We start from the raw sequence: 12,376 nt of genomic DNA on the forward strand, positions 1-12,376 counted from the left end.
TCACCCGGCCTGCGGCCGGCCGGCATCCGTGCCCGAGCCGGCGGTGGTGTGTGCGTCGGCCGCGGTGAGGGCCTCGTCGAGGACGGCGAGGCCCTCCTTGAACTCGGCCTCGGTGATGGTGCACGGCGGTACGACGTGGGTGCGGTTCATGTTGACGAACGGCCACAGCCCGCCGCGCTTGGCGGTGGCGGCGAAGTCGGCCATGGGGGCGTTGTCCGCGCCGGTGGCGTTGTAGGAGACGAGCGGTTCGCGGGTCTCCTTGTCCCGCACCAGGTCGAGGGCCCAGAAAACGCCCGTGCCGCGGACCTCGCCGACGCTGGGGTGCCGCTCGGCCAGCTCGCGCAGGGCCGGGCCGATGACGTTCTCGCCCAGGTGGGCGGCGTGCTCGACGATGCCCTCCTCGGCCATCGTCTCGATGGTGGCGACGGCGGCGGCGCAGGCCAGCGGGTGCCCGGAGTAGGTGAGACCGCCGGGGTAGGGGCGGTTCTCGAAGGTTTCGGCGATCTTCGCGGAGATGGCGACGCCGCCGAGCGGGACGTAACCGGAGTTGACGCCCTTGGCGAAGGTCATCAGGTCGGGGACGACGTCGTACAGGTCGGCCGCGAACCAGGTGCCGGTGCGGCCGAAGCCGGCCATCACCTCGTCCAGGATGAAGACGACGCCGTACTTGTCGCACAGCTCGCGCACGCCGGCCAGGTAGCCGGGCGGCGGCATCATGATGCCGGCGGTGCCGGGGATGGTCTCCAGGATGACGGCGGCCACCGTCTGCGGGCCCTCGTAGACGATCGTCTGCTCAAGGTGGGCCAGGGCACGCTCGCACTCCTGCTCCTCCGTCTCGGAGTAGAAGGGGGTGCGGTACAGGTGCGGGGCGTGGAAGTGGACGACGCCGCCGGTGCCGGTGTCGGACGCCCAGCGGCGCGGATCACCGGTGATGTTGATGGCCTGCTGGGTGCCGCCGTGGTACGAGCGGTAGGCGGACAGCACCTTGGGACGGCCGGTGTGGACGCGGGCCATGCGGACGGCGTGCTCGACGGCGTCGGCACCGCCGTTGGTGAAGAAGATCTTGTCGAGGTCGCCGGGGGTGCGCTCGGCGATCAGCCGGGCGGCCTCGGAGCGCGCCTCGATCGCGAAGGCGGGGGCGAAGGTGCACAGCTTCGCCGCCTGCTCCTGGATCGCGGCGACGACCTTCGGGTGCCCGTAGCCGATGTTGGTGAAGACGAGGCCGCTGGTGAAGTCGAGGTACCGCTTCCCCTCGTAGTCCCAGAAAAAGGAGCCTTCGGCGCCGGCCACGGCGAGCGGGTCGATCTGCCCCTGCGCCGACCAGGAGTGGAAGACGTGCGCCCGGTCGGCCGCGTGGACGGCGCGGCCGGCGGCGGGATCGGGGGCGGGGGTGGTCACAGGGGCCGCCTGGGCGGAGGAGGGGTGGTGCGTCGTCACGATCGGTACCTCGGTTCGCTCGCGTACTGCGGGAGGACCCCCAAGAGGGTGACAGTCAGCGTAATGTCGCCGCCCGTTCCGCGGAGCCGGGGGAGGGCGACCCGATGCCCGGGGCGGACCGTGCCTGCGGGGCCGCGCCGCCGTGGGGGCGGGCCGTCGTGGGTGCGGGCCGTCGTGGGGCCGCGCCGCCGTGGGTGCGGGCCGCTGTGGGGCCGCGCCGGTGCGGGCCCCGCGCCGTCGTGAGGGCGGGCCCGCGGCCGTCGTCGCCGGGCCGGTCAGTCGTCGTCCTCGTCCTCGTCGTCGTCCGTGTCCTTGGTGACGGTCGCCTGCGGTTTCCCGTGCGCGCAGCGGACGTGGACGAGCAGGTCGTCCTCGTCGTCGTCGCCGGGTTCGAGTTCGACGCTCGCCGAGCGGGCGGGGCCCGCCTCGACGTCGTCGGCGCTGTACCCCTGGGCCGGGGTCCAGCTGAGCAGTTCGACGGTGCGTGCGTCGGTGCGGCAGGCGACGATTGCGGTGCCGAGCCCGTCGGGGAACCGGACGGTGCTGGTGCGGACGGTGCCGGCCCGGGGCGCGTCGCCGGAGGGCTCGTCGCCGGGTGCCGTGGCGGAGGGCGAGCCGGACGGCGCGGAGGCGGACGGCGACGGCGGGGTGTCCTGCTGCGTGCCCTGGCCGCCGGCGCGCTGCCGGGCCTGCGCCAGCTCGTGCCGTACCCCGGCGTCGCCCAGCGGCTCGGGGCGGCCGTAGCGGTCACCGGTGTCGGCGTGCGAGAAGGACCACGCGCCCAGCAGGAACGCGGCGGCGACCGCGCACAGCCAGCCCGCCGCGGCGAGCCGGCGCCGCCTCGTCTCGCGGCGCCCGTCCGGGTACGCCACCGGGGGCCGGGAGCCGGCGGGGGTGGGCCCGTGGGGGTGCTCGTGCGTCTGCTCGTCGTCCGCCATGCCGTTCACCCTCGCAGTGTGCCGTCCGCTTCCCTAACGCCGGGTTAAGGGGTGGACAAGGTGCCCGGCGGCCGGTAGAAGCCGTACGGGACCTGTCCGCGCCCGGCGGTGCCCTAGCGCCCCCGTCGGGCCGGTACCGCCGTTCGTACGGCTAACGTACGTGTATGCCGCATCTACTCGTCGTCGAGGACGATCCCCAGCTCCGCGCAGCCCTCGTGAGGGCGCTGCGCGACCGCGGGCACGCCGTCGCCACGGCCTCCACCGGCATGGCCGGACTCGACGCGGCGGTCACCCACCGGCCCGACCTGGTCGTGCTGGACCTGGGACTGCCCGATGTGGACGGCGGCCAGGTGCTGCGGATGCTGCGCTCCGTCAGCGACGTGCCCGTCATCGTGGCCACGGCGCGCGACGAGGAACCCGAGATCGTCGCCGCACTGGAGGACGGCGCCGACGACTACATCGTCAAACCCTTCGGTTCCGGACAGCTGGAGGCCCGCATCAAAGCGGTACTGCGCCGGCTCGGCAGCACAGAGCCCGACGAACCCGAACCGCCCGTGCGGGTCGGCGGCCTCCTCGTCTTCCCCTCCTCCCGCGAGGTCACCCTCGACGGCGAACCGCTGGAGCTGACCCCCCGCGAGTTCGACCTGCTCTGCTACCTGGCCCGCCGCCAGGGCCAGGTCGTCTCCCGCCGCGAACTGCTGGCGGAGGTGTGGCAGCAGCCGCTGGGCGGCGCCGACAAGACCGTGGACGTCCACCTGTCGTGGCTGCGCCGCAAACTGGGCGAGACGGCACAGAAGCCCCGCTATCTGCACACCGTACGGACAGTGGGGGTGAAGCTGGCCGCACCCGACGACGCCGGCTCCCCGCAGCCGGAGCGCGGCTGATGCGCACCCAGCTGCTGGCGCTCATCGGCACCACGACCGCCGTCGTCCTCGCGGTGCTGCTCGTCCCGCTGGCCCTGCTGGTGCGCAGCCACGCCGAGGACCGCGCCATGACGGACGCCACCGAACGCGCCCAGTCCCTCGCCGCGGTCGTCGGCGGCTCCCTGGGCCGGGGCGGCGGACACGGCCGCGAGGTCGTCTCCGGGGTCCTGGACGGCCTCAACGGCAAGGACCAGCCCCGCACCTCCGTCGTCCTGGCGGACGGCAAGGTGCTGGGCCCGCGCACCACCGCGGTCAGCGACGAAGCGCTCGAACTGGCCCGGCGCGGGCGGGCCTTCACCTACGCGCCCAGCCCCTCCCGGGGCGGCGGACGCGTGGTGATGGTCCCGGTGCTCGGCCCGCAGAGCACCGGCACGAACACGGGCGGCGCCTCCGGCACCGGGCGGTCCGCCTCCGTGGTGCAGGTCGCCGTCAGCGAACAGCAGCTCCACGCCGGGGTGCTGCCCTCCTGGCTGGCCGTCTTCGGGATCGGCGTCGCGCTGATGCTGCTCGGCCTGGCCTTCGCCGACCGGCTCGCCGCGCGCATCGTGCGCGCCACCCGGCAACTGGCCGCCGTCTCCGACCGGCTGGCCGCCGGTGAGCTGACCGCCCGCGCAGCACCGCTGGGGCCGCGCGAGCTGCGGCAGCTCGCCGGACGCCTCAACGAACTGGGCGAACGCATCGACGGACTCGTCACCGCCGAACGGGAACGCGGCGCGGACCTCGCACACCGGCTGCGCACCCCCGTGGCCGCGCTGCGGCTGGACGCCGAGGGACTGCGCGACCCGGAGGAGGCGCACCGGATCGGCGAGTCGGTGGCCGCGCTGGAACGGAGCGTGGACAGCGTCATCCGGGCCGCCCGCAGGGCCGGCGCCGCCCCCGGCAGCCACCGCTGCGACCTCGCGGAACTCACCCGGGAGCGGGCCGCGTTCTGGACCCCGCTCGCCGAGGACCAGGAGCGTACGCTCACCGTCTCGGCACCGGCCACGCCGCTGCTGGTGCGGGTCCCGGCGGACGACCTGTCGGCCGTGCTGGACACCCTGATCGGCAACGTCCTCGACCACACCCCGGAGGGCACGGGCCTGTGGCTGTCGGTCTCCGCCGCCGGCGGCCACGGCGTGCTCGCGGTGGAGGATGACGGCCCCGGCTTCGGTGCCGGCGGCGCGGCGGACGTGGGAGCGCGGGGCGCCAGCGGGGCCGGCTCGACGGGGCTCGGCCTGGACATCGCCCGCACCACGGCGGAGGAGTCGGGCGGCGGCGTGGAGCTGGGGGCCTCGGCCGGGCACGGCGGGGCGGCGGTGGTGTGCCGGTTCGGCCTGGCACAGCGGTGAGGGGGCCGGACCCAGCCTGAGGGCCGGGTGGCGGCGAGCGGGCGGGCTCACCCGGCGACAGCCCGGCATGCTGACCCGGCGGCGACCGGGAAGACTTACCCGACAACAGCCCGGCAGGGGCTCCGGGTCAGACGGGGAACCGGGCCGGGCACAGAAGGGGAGCCGGACCCGCACATGGAGCCGGACCCGCGCATGGAGCCGGACCCGGACACGGAGCCGGACCCGGACAGGAAGCCGGACCCGGGCAGGGAGCCGGGCCCGGACACGGAGCCGGGCCCGGACACGGAGCCGGGCCCGGACACGGAGCCGGGCCCGCGCATGGAGCCGGACCCGGACACGGAGCCGGACCCGGACAGGGAGCCGGACCCGCACAAGAAGCCGGACCCGGACACGGAGCCGGGCCCGGACACGGAGCCGTCGGCTCAGAAGGGGAGCTGTTCCACCAGCAGGAGGGCGCCCAGCACGATCATCGCGATGCCGGACAGGCGTGTGATGAGGCGGGCGGCGGTGGGGCGGGCCCGCAGCACCGTGCGGGCCAGCGAACCGACGCCAAGGTAGACGGCACCGGCGTTGCACATGTGCACCAGGCCGAGCAGGCCGATCTGGAGGGCCAGCGGCCAGGTGCCGTGCTGGTCGGCGAACTGGGGCAGCAGTGCCAGGTAGAGCAGCAGCGCCTTGGGGTTCAGTCCGCTGACGCCCGCGCCCTTCAGCAGCCGGGAGCCGGGGCCGGGCCCTGCGGCGTCGTCGGCCGCGGTCACGCCGGGGGCCTTGGCGTCCTTGGCGCCGAGCAGGGTGGTGACGCCGAGCCAGACCAGGTAGACGGCGCCCACCAGGGTCAGCGCGGTCAGCACGGCCGGGGTGCGGGCGACGAGGGCCGCCACCCCCGCCACGACCACGGCCGTCAGTCCGACGTATCCCAGCATCAGTCCGCCGACGGCCGGGACGACGGAGCGGTCGCGCAGCCCGGAGGTGATGGCGTACGCCCAGTCCGCACCCGGGACCAGGACGAGCAGAAAGGAGACGAGGGCGAAGGCGGCTATGGAGCTGGCAGCCATGGGGACGGTTCTTCCTCTCGAACGGGCTTGCGGAGGAAGAATACGGAGAATCGCCCCAAAAGTGTTTCCCTCATCGGTCGCCCAGCGGCCTGCGGATGGAAGAATCTTCCCCATGGACGACATGGACCGGCAGATCCTTGCGGAGCTCCAGGCCGACGGGCGGCTGACCGTGACCGAGCTGGCGGCACGGGTGGGCCTCAGCCTCTCCCCCTGCCACCGCAGGCTGCGCGCACTGGAACGCGACGGCGCCATCCGCGGCTACCGTGCCGTGGTCGACGCGGCAGCCGTCGGCCTCACCTTCGACGCGCTCGTCTTCGTCACCATGCGCCAGGAGGACCGGGCCACCGTCTCCGCCTTCGAACAGGCCGTGGCCGACCTGCCCCAGGTGGTGCAGGCCCAGCGCCTCTTCGGCGACCCCGACTACCTGCTGCGCGTCGTCACCGCCGACCTGGCCGCGTTCCAGCGCCTCTACGACGAGGAGCTGGCCACCCTGCCCGGTGTGCAGCGGCTCAGCTCGACGCTGGTGATGAAGCACGTGGTGCACGAACGGCCGCTGCCCGCGTGAGAACGCAGGCAGCGGCCGTGCGGCCGGCCGCGCGCAGCCGCCGGCTCAGGCGGCGGCTGCGCGGCTCAGGCGGCTGTGCGGCTCAGGCGGCGGCGCGGACCGCCGGGAAGGTCTCCTCCAGGCAGCGGTTCCAGCGGTTCGCGGGCAGGGAGGGGTCGAGCGCCGCGAGGGAGGCGTACTTGGTGAACTCCGTGGCCCGGTAGCCGTGTTCGTGCAGGAGCAGATCGGCCTCGGTCAGATGGCCGTGGGACTTCGTCTCGACGAGCACCATGTCGCGGGCCGCGTGCACCTCGTTGCCCGCCGCGTCCCGGCAGACCATGGCCGCGTCGGCGGTGATGCGCCGGCCGTCGGCGACGAAGGTGGCCCGGGTGTACTCGGTGACCAGGCTGGGCGTCAGCTCCCGCGGCACCTCGAAGTCGGGGCCGTAGGCGCTCGTCAGGGTGTCCTCCAGGAAGGTGCGGGAGGCGTCCTCCAGCGCGTGGGCGCGGTCGGCGAGGCGGCGGCGGTACTTGAGGGTCTGGCCGCGCCCGCCCTTGACCTTCACCTCGAACTGCCGCTCGCCGGTGTCCTGGTAGAGCCGCTCGCGGATCTTGCAGCGGCGCCGGCGGCCCTGCCGGTGGTCGTGGTAGGCGCGCAGGCCGGGGGTGTCGTAGTAGACCGAGCGGTAGCGGAACCAGCGGCGTCCGCCTATCGAGAGGGCCCGGAAGGGTTCGTCGCGGTGCGGGTCGGTCAGCTGGGCGGCGATGTCCTGGAAGACGGAGGCGGGCACGAGGTAGCAGCGGTCGTAGCGGTCCAGCAGCTCGGCACGGGCCATGACGGCGTCCAGGCTGATGGGGTGGGCCGCGAGTGCGGCACGGGCGAGCGCGCGCTCGGCGGGCGCGACGCGGCTGCGGCTTCCGCTGGATGCGGTGGTGAGCGGGGTCATCAGGCGGTCTCCCTCGGGTGAGCGGCAGTGGCAGGCGTAGGCGTGGGCGTGGCCGGCGTCAACTGCGTACGGGTGTCGCTGTCGCTGGCGGCGCCCGGGGTACCGGCGTCGCCGAGGTCGTTGTGGCGGTAACGCGCGGGGGCCGCTTTTCGTCCCCGTTCCCCGCCGTGACCGGTGGCAATCTCCCGGTAACGGACGTCCACCACGGTCAGGTCGCGGACGAAGTCGACTTCGCCGACCTTCCAGGCCAGTGGCTCCCCCAGCCGGGCCCGGAGGTGGGAGCGGATGTCCTCCGGTGCGGTGACGGCGGCGTCGAGGGTGACGACGGCGCGCCGGGTGCGGGCGTGGAGCCGTGGATGGTCGGCCGCGTACAGCACCGCCACCGGCAGCAGGCACAGGGCAGCGGTCAGGCCGAACGGCAGGTGCGGCAGCCCCGCGACGAGACCGATGACGAGGGTCGTGAAGTAGTAGGCGACCTCTTCGTTCTGGATGGATTCCGAGCGCAGCCGGATCATCGACAGCACGCCGAAGAGGCCGAAGCCCAGGGCGAGCCCGCCGCCGCTGCCCACCCGGGCGAGCGCGGTGACGACGGCGAACAGGGCGACGTTGAGCACGAGGTAGGCGGGCAGCAGGTCACGCCGCCGGTGCCGGGGGAAGTACACGGCGAACGTCAGCACCAGCACCGCCGCGAGGTCGAGCGCGAAGTGGCCGAGGAACTGGCTGAACGAATCCATGCCGGTGAACGTACGGACGCGCGGGTTAAAGCGGCTTCCTCCTGACGTTAAGGATCAGTCGCGCCGCACCGGCGGCCAGTCATTGACAGACTGCTGTCATGAAGGCAGGATACTGACAACAAGACAGCAAGCTGTCACCACGGCAGGTTGTCGTCCCTTTCCCAGCGCCCCCGGAGGCCGCCATGACCGTCCACCTCGCCGTGTACGACACCCTCGCCGACTGGGAGTACGGCCACGCCGTCGCCCACCTGCCCGGCGGCGTCACCACCGTCGGCCTCACCGCCGCCCCCGTCGTCACCAAGGGCGGGCTGCGCATCGAGCCCGACATGACGCTCGACGCCCTGCGCCCCGCCGACAGCGAGCTGCTCATCCTCCCCGGCGCCGACGGCTGGACCGCCGGCGCACTGGCCGACTTCGCCTACACCGCCCGCGAGTTCCTGCACGCCGGCGTCCCCGTCGCCGCCATCTGCGGAGCCGTCTTCGGGCTCGCCGACGAGGGCCTGCTCGACGAGAGGGCCCACACCAGCGCGGCACCCGAGTTCCTCCAGGCGGCCAACGGCTACTCCGGCGCGGCCCACTACCGCGACGCCGACGCGGTCACCGACGGCGACCTGATCACCGCAGGCCCCACCGCGCCGGTCGCCTTCGCCCGCGAGATCCTGGCCCGCCTCGGCACCTACGATCCGCCCGTCGTGGACGCCTTCTACCGGCTGCACCAGCACTCCGACCCGGAGGCGTACGCGGTCTTCGCGGCGGCCCAGTCGTGAGCGGGCCGGACACGCACGGCGCGGACACCGGCGCCGACGGCACGGGTACGAGTACGGGTACTGGTACGGGCCCGGCAGCCGTGGGCGACGTCGGCGCCACCCGGTCGGAGACGGCGCCCCGGTCGGCGAGGGAGCCCCGGCCGGAGACGGCGCCCCGGTCGGAGACGGAGCTGCTGACCGAGACCGCGCTGGGCGTCTTCCGGCTCAACGGCCGGTTCCTGGCCGCCTCCGACCGCATCGCCCGCCCCGCCGGCCTCACCGCCGCCTGGTGGCAGGTGCTCGGCGCCGTACTGCGCGAACCGCTGCCCGTCTCCGGCATAGCCCGCGCCATGGGCATCACCCGGCAGAGCGTCCAGCGCATCGCCGACCTCCTGGTCGAGCGCGGCCTGGCCGCGTACGAGCCCAACCCGGCCCACCGCCGGGCCAAGCTCCTCACCCCCACCGACGAGGGCCGGGCCGCGATCGAGAACACCGTCCCCGGCCACACCGACCTGGCCCGGCGGCTGTGCCGGCAGCTGGGCGGCCCGCAGGAGTTCGCCCAGGTCGCGGACGCCCTGCACCGGCTGACCGCCGCCATGGAGGCACTGCACCCGGACGACTGAGCCGCACCGGGTCCCTCCCGCCCCCGACGGGCGGGAGGGACCGGCTACTTGGTCTCCAGGTCCCGCCGCCGGAACCCGGCCAGGCCCGCCGCGACCAGGGCGGCGGCCACCAGGGTCAGCAGCAGTACCGGCGTCCAGCGCATTTCGTCCGCCGGGAGCTGCTGGACGTGGCCGAAGGGCGAGAGGTCCCCGGTCCAGCCGGGCAGGTCCAGCAGCCAGCCGACGTAGCCGACGACGAAGCCGTACGCGGGAACGGCCCAGGCCAGCGGTACGGCGCGCGGTGCCCAGCCGAACAGCAGCACCGCCACCCCGCCGACCACCCACAGCGCCGGCACGTACGCCAGGCCCGCGCCCAGCATCCGCACCACCAGCCCCCCGTCGTGCGCCGAGGCGGCACCGGCCAGGCCCAGCCCCAGTGCCCCGGCCAGCACCACCAGGGCGCCGCCGCCGAACGCGACCGCCAGGTGCGCGCCGAGCCAGCGGGTGCGGGACAGACCGGTGGCCAGCAGGGGTTCGGCTCGTCCCGCGGTCTCCTCCGCGCGGGGGCGCAGCGTGGCCAGCACCACGTGCAGGGAGGCGACGACGGCCACCACCAGCAGGACCGTCGCGGCGAACGACTCGACGAGGGAGCCGCCCGCCTCGGCGATCACCTTCCGCAGGTCCCCCATGTCGGCGAGCATGTCCTCCACCTGGCCCAGGAGGGAGCCGTACATGGCGCCGAGCAGCAGCAGCGCGGCCCCGAACGCCACCAGCAGCCCCCGGTGCTGCCGCAGTGCGAAGCCGAACGGGTGCGTGAGCGCGGTGGAGGCGCCCGGTGGGCCGGGCCTCGGCGGCAGCAGTCCGGCGCCCACGTCCCGCCGGGTGCTCAGCGCGTACCCGGCGGCGGCGGTCGCTCCCGCCAGGAGGAGCCCCGGCAGCAGCGGCCACCAGCGGTCGTCCACGAACGGGTAGGTCCGCTGCACCCAGCCGAGCGGGGAGAGCCACGAGAGCGTGCCGCCGCCCACGTCGCCCGCGGCGCGCAGCGCGTAGGCGGCGCCCAGGGCCGTCAGCGCCATGCCGGAGGCGGCCCGCGCGTGCCCGGCCAGTTGTACGGTCACGGCGGCGACCCCCGCGAACACCAGGCCCGCCACGGTGTGCGCGGCGCCGAACAGCAGTGCCCCGCCCGCTGTCACCCCCTCGATGCCGGCGCCCGGCAGTGCCACCGCGAACAGCAGCCCCAGCGCCACGTCGGCGGCCAAGGCGGCACCGAGTGCGGCCGTCAGCGGCGCGTGCCGCCCCACCACGCCCGAGCGCACCAGTTCGGCGATGCCCGTCTCCTCGTCGGCGCGGGTGTGCCGCACGACGGTCAGCACGCTCATCAGCCCGGCCAGCAGCGCCCCGTAGCCGAGCATCAGCATGCTGAAGGCCGAGGCGGGCGTCAGCTCGGACAGGTAGTGGCCGGGCCCGGTCATGGCGAGCATGGCCGGGCTGTTGAGCGTGCTGACCATGTCGGCGGCCTCGGCCGGATCGTCCGGCGCCAGTTCGGCGGCCTTCTTGGTGCCGGACAGGGCGACGAGGAGGACCGCCAGCACCCAGGCCGGCAGCCGCAGCCGGTCGCGGCGCAGCGCGAAGCGCAGCAGGGTGCCTGCCCCGGCCAGCGCCGTGCCGCCGCGCACCTGCTGTCCGTCCCGGCCGCGGCCCGCGGCCGGGGTGCGGGCCGCGGTGTCGGTGAGGGCGCTCATCGTGCGCCGCCCCCCGTCTTCTCCGTCTTCTCCGTCGTCTCCGTCGTCTCCGTCTTCTTCGTCGTCCCCGTCTTCTCCGTCGCGGCGTCCGGGGCGGAGGGGGCACCGGTCGCCCCGGGCCGGTGCCCGCTGCCGGCCAGCTCGTCGCCGTAGTGACACAGCATCAGCTCCTCCAGGGTCGGCGGATGGCTGACGAGGCTGCGGACGCCCAGTCGGCTCAGCCGCTGGACGGCGGCGTCCAGATGGGCACCGTCCACGGCGAAGCGCACCCGGTTCCCGTCCGTGCGCAGGTCGTGGATGCCGGGCAGTCCGTCCAGGCCGTCCAGCGGCCGGTCGGTCTCGGCCTCGATCGTGGTGCGCGTCAGATGCCGCATCTCGCCGAGCGTCCCGGACTGCACCGTCCTGCCCTGCCGGACGATGCTCACCCGGTCGCACAGCTTCTCGACCTGGGACAGGATGTGGCTGGAGAGCAGGACGGTGCGGCCTTCGGCCTTCGCCTGGAGCACCACGTCCTGGAAGACCACCTCCATCAGCGGGTCGAGCCCGGCCGTCGGCTCGTCCAGCAGCAGCAGTTCGGCGTCGGAGGCGAGCGCGGCGACGATGGCGACCTTCTGCCGGTTGCCCTTGGAGTAGGTGCGGCCCTTCTTGGTCGGGTCCAGGTCGAACCGCTCGATGAGGTCGGCCCGTTTGCGCTCGTCGAGCCCGCCGGCCGCCCGCGCGCGTCCGGAGCCGGGGCGCTTCCCTCCGCCGTGCCCGTTGCGCAGCCTGGCGAGCAGGTCGATGGCCTCGCCGCCGGTCAGATTGGGCCACAGCTCCACGTCGCCGGGCACGTACGCCAGCCGCCGGTGCAGGGCGACGGCGTCCTCCCACGGGTCGGCGCCCAGCAGCCGGGCGGTGCCGGTGTCGGCGCGGAGGAGGCCCAGCAGGATGCGCAGGGTCGTGGACTTGCCCGCGCGTCTTCGCCTGCCTGCTCGCCTCCGAGGACGGCGCCCTCACCTCAGCCCAGCTGAGCGAACGTCTCCAGGCCAGCCCGGCCGCCATCTCCGGCGCGGTCCGCTACCTCTCCCAGGCCGGCATGATCTCCCGGCAGCGCGACCCGGGCTCCCGGCGCGAGCGCTACCTGCTGCACACCGACGTCTGGTACACCTCGTTCGTCCACCGCGACACTCTCCTCAGCCGCTGGCTGACCACCCTGAACACCGGTGCCGACGCCCTCGGCGGCAACACCCCCGGGGGCCGTCGGCTGGCGGAGAGCGCGGAGTTCCTCGCCTTCCTGCGGAAGGAACTGGGGACCCTCCTCGAACGCTGGCACAACTCCCGCTGAGACCCGTCCGGCGCCACAGGACGCGCCCGGCCCCGCCCCCTCGGTCGGAAACGTCGG

Annotated in this window: 12 protein-coding genes and 1 pseudogene; 6 read left to right on the forward strand and 7 right to left on the reverse strand. The window is 74.4% G+C overall.

All coding sequences use genetic code 11. The features are described 5' to 3' along the window. Positions 1 to 1,437 (reverse strand): aspartate aminotransferase family protein, encoded by a 1,437-nt coding sequence (locus IO40_RS0112445; RefSeq protein WP_030407750.1) that lies wholly within the window; start codon positions 1,435 to 1,437, stop codon positions 1 to 3. Positions 1,438 to 1,712: 275 nt separating this feature from the next. Then, positions 1,713 to 2,384, reverse strand: coding sequence for a hypothetical protein (locus IO40_RS0112450; RefSeq protein ID WP_031175426.1), 672 nt, complete (start codon positions 2,382 to 2,384; stop codon positions 1,713 to 1,715). A gap of 155 nt (positions 2,385 to 2,539) precedes the next feature. On the opposite strand from IO40_RS0112450, the gene IO40_RS0112455 reads away from it, so the two are divergent. Continuing rightward, positions 2,540 to 3,259, forward strand: a complete 720-nt coding sequence (locus tag IO40_RS0112455; RefSeq protein ID WP_016471878.1) for a response regulator transcription factor — start codon at positions 2,540 to 2,542, stop codon at positions 3,257 to 3,259. Then, positions 3,259 to 4,626 (forward strand): sensor histidine kinase, encoded by a 1,368-nt coding sequence (locus tag IO40_RS0112460; protein WP_016471879.1) that lies wholly within the window; start codon positions 3,259 to 3,261, stop codon positions 4,624 to 4,626. Before IO40_RS0112455 ends, IO40_RS0112460 begins: the two co-directional genes overlap by 1 nt. A 422-nt stretch (positions 4,627 to 5,048) precedes the next feature. On the opposite strand, the gene IO40_RS0112465 is transcribed toward IO40_RS0112460, so the two are convergent. Then, the gene (locus IO40_RS0112465; protein ID WP_016471880.1) at positions 5,049 to 5,681 is read right to left on the reverse strand and encodes a LysE family translocator; all 633 of its coding nucleotides are present in this window, start codon (positions 5,679 to 5,681) and stop codon (positions 5,049 to 5,051) included. A 112-nt stretch (positions 5,682 to 5,793) separates the two neighbouring features. On the opposite strand from IO40_RS0112465, the gene IO40_RS0112470 reads away from it, so the two are divergent. Further along, on the forward strand, positions 5,794 to 6,246 hold the full coding sequence (locus IO40_RS0112470; protein WP_016471881.1) for an Lrp/AsnC family transcriptional regulator: 453 nt from the start codon (positions 5,794 to 5,796) through the stop codon (positions 6,244 to 6,246). 82 nt (positions 6,247 to 6,328) lie between these two features. Here the strand turns inward: IO40_RS0112470 and IO40_RS0112475 are convergent, their stop codons facing one another. Beyond that, the gene (locus IO40_RS0112475; protein WP_031175427.1) at positions 6,329 to 7,171 is read right to left on the reverse strand and encodes a VTC domain-containing protein; all 843 of its coding nucleotides are present in this window, start codon (positions 7,169 to 7,171) and stop codon (positions 6,329 to 6,331) included. After that, a complete protein-coding gene (locus IO40_RS33490; protein ID WP_016471883.1) occupies positions 7,171 to 7,905 on the reverse strand; it encodes a DUF4956 domain-containing protein in 735 nt (244 codons plus the stop codon). The genes IO40_RS0112475 and IO40_RS33490 overlap by 1 nt, the downstream gene beginning before the upstream one ends. Positions 7,906 to 8,087: 182 nt before the next feature. Here IO40_RS33490 and IO40_RS0112485 point away from each other — a divergent pair, with 182 nt between their 5' ends. Beyond that, positions 8,088 to 8,672 carry a DJ-1/PfpI family protein gene (locus tag IO40_RS0112485; protein WP_016471884.1) on the forward strand — a complete coding sequence of 195 codons (585 nt, stop codon included), beginning with the start codon at positions 8,088 to 8,090 and terminating at the stop codon, positions 8,670 to 8,672. Further along, on the forward strand, positions 8,669 to 9,274 hold the full coding sequence (locus IO40_RS33495) for a MarR family winged helix-turn-helix transcriptional regulator (protein WP_031175428.1): 606 nt from the start codon (positions 8,669 to 8,671) through the stop codon (positions 9,272 to 9,274). Before IO40_RS0112485 ends, IO40_RS33495 begins: the two co-directional genes overlap by 4 nt. A gap of 44 nt (positions 9,275 to 9,318) precedes the next feature. Here the strand turns inward: IO40_RS33495 and IO40_RS0112495 are convergent, their stop codons facing one another. Both IO40_RS0112495 and IO40_RS0112500 read right to left on the reverse strand, forming a co-directional pair. After that, complete coding sequence (locus IO40_RS0112495) at positions 9,319 to 10,995, reverse strand: ABC transporter permease (protein WP_031175429.1); 1,677 nt, start codon at positions 10,993 to 10,995, stop codon at positions 9,319 to 9,321. Next, positions 10,992 to 11,948, reverse strand: a pseudogene (locus IO40_RS0112500) (ABC transporter ATP-binding protein); the annotation flags it as partial. The pseudogene IO40_RS0112500 and the gene IO40_RS0112495, both read right to left, overlap by 4 nt. A 14-nt stretch (positions 11,949 to 11,962) precedes the next feature. Between IO40_RS0112500 and IO40_RS0112505 the strand changes: the two are divergent. Continuing rightward, positions 11,963 to 12,319: a GbsR/MarR family transcriptional regulator gene (locus IO40_RS0112505; RefSeq protein ID WP_078616318.1), complete on the forward strand. Its 357-nt coding sequence runs from the start codon at positions 11,963 to 11,965 to the stop codon at positions 12,317 to 12,319. Positions 12,320 to 12,376: the final 57 nt, after the last annotated feature.

The organism is Streptomyces albus subsp. albus (genome assembly GCF_000725885.1).
In the GTDB taxonomy this organism is placed as follows: Bacteria; Actinomycetota; Actinomycetes; order Streptomycetales; family Streptomycetaceae; genus Streptomyces; species Streptomyces albus.

Excerpts from the sequence above, each read along its gene's own strand:
- IO40_RS0112495 (WP_031175429.1), bottom strand. The coding sequence starts at position 10,995 with ATGAGCGCCCTCACCGACACCGCGGCCCGCACCCCGGCCGCGGGCCGC.
- IO40_RS0112485 (WP_016471884.1), top strand. The coding sequence starts at position 8,088 with ATGACCGTCCACCTCGCCGTGTACGACACCCTCGCCGACTGGGAGTAC.
- IO40_RS0112470 (WP_016471881.1), top strand. The coding sequence starts at position 5,794 with ATGGACGACATGGACCGGCAGATCCTTGCGGAGCTCCAGGCCGACGGG.
- IO40_RS0112475 (WP_031175427.1), bottom strand. The coding sequence starts at position 7,171 with ATGACCCCGCTCACCACCGCATCCAGCGGAAGCCGCAGCCGCGTCGCG.
- IO40_RS0112460 (WP_016471879.1), top strand. The coding sequence starts at position 3,259 with ATGCGCACCCAGCTGCTGGCGCTCATCGGCACCACGACCGCCGTCGTC.
- IO40_RS33490 (WP_016471883.1), bottom strand. The coding sequence starts at position 7,905 with ATGGATTCGTTCAGCCAGTTCCTCGGCCACTTCGCGCTCGACCTCGCG.
- IO40_RS0112465 (WP_016471880.1), bottom strand. The coding sequence starts at position 5,681 with ATGGCTGCCAGCTCCATAGCCGCCTTCGCCCTCGTCTCCTTTCTGCTC.
- IO40_RS0112455 (WP_016471878.1), top strand. The coding sequence starts at position 2,540 with ATGCCGCATCTACTCGTCGTCGAGGACGATCCCCAGCTCCGCGCAGCC.